This window comes from Kitasatospora sp. NPDC088779 (assembly GCF_040685395.1).
Lineage (GTDB): Bacteria > Actinomycetota > Actinomycetes > Streptomycetales > Streptomycetaceae > Kitasatospora.
This window is the reverse complement of the sequence record NZ_JBFBHW010000130.1, coordinates 1-1,088: the sequence shown is the minus strand read 5'-3', so window position 1 is coordinate 1,088 and position 1,088 is coordinate 1. Positions and strand designations below refer to the sequence as shown.

The following is a 1,088-nucleotide window of genomic DNA, read 5'->3' as shown; positions in this document are numbered from 1 at the left end:
TGTTGTCACCTGATGGTGTGGGCGGGGGTGGAGTCCGCCCGTCCGAGGCCGGTGGTCTGTTGGGGTGGTGAGGTGAGTGAACGCAAGCCGTACCCGAGCGACTTATCGGACGAGCAGTGGTCGTTGATCGAGCCGGTGCTCACGGCGTGGAAGAACCGGCACCGGTCAGTGAGTGGCCATCAGGGCGATTACGCGATGCGGGAGATCGTGAACTCGATCCTCTACCAGGGCAGGACCGGCTGCCAGTGGGCCTATCTCCCGCACGATCTGCCACCGAAGAGCGCGACGTACTACTACTTCGCCGTGTGGCGGGACGACGGAACCGACCAGGTCATCCATGAACTCCTGCGCTGCCAGGTCCGTGAGCGGGCCCGCCGATTAGAGGACCCGTCCCTGGTCGTCCTGGACACGCAGAGTGTCCATGTGGCCGCCGGGGTCCCCACTTCCACGACCGGCCGGGACCCGGCGAAACGGGTGCCGGGCCGTAAACGGGCCCTGGCCGTCGACGTGCTGGGCCTGGTCATCGCCGTCATCGTCCTGGCCGCGAACGCGCACGACAACGCCGCCGGCACCGCCCTGCTGGACCAGGTCGCCGAGCACGCTGGCGGCAGCGTCCGAAAAGCCCTGGTCGACCAGGGCTTCAAGAAGCAGGTCGTCGCGCACGGCACGGGCCTGGGCATCGATGTCGAGATCGTCGAACGCAACCCGCAGGACAGAGGGTTCGTCCCGCAGCCGAAACGCTGGAGGGTCGAGCAGACCTACGGGATCTTGATACTGCACCGGCGCCTGGTCCGCGACTACGAGCACCGCCCGTCCTCCTCCGCCTCCCGTGTCTACTGGGCGATGACCCAGGTCATGGCCCGCCGTCTCACCGGTGCGAGCACGCCCACCTGGCGCGATCCCCATGCGGTGACGGCATGAACCTCCAGCCCCTGCTCGACGCGCTCGACATCCAGGAGAACGCCGCCCAGGCCATGGCCGACGGCCTCCGTACGCAGATCGAGGAACTGCAAGGCCGGCTGCGGGAGGCGCAGACCCATCTCGAACACCTCGCGATCACCCGCAAGACCGTCACCGCTCTCGCCGAC

At 67.7% G+C, this 1,088-nt stretch carries 1 protein-coding gene; it reads left to right on the top strand.

Translation table 11 applies throughout. The features are described 5' to 3' along the window. The first annotated feature begins 72 nt into the window (after positions 1 to 72). Entirely contained in the window at positions 73 to 921 is an 849-nt protein-coding gene (locus AB0P03_RS40830; RefSeq protein WP_363633805.1) for an IS5 family transposase, read from the top strand. The last annotated feature ends 167 nt before the right edge of the window (positions 922 to 1,088 follow it).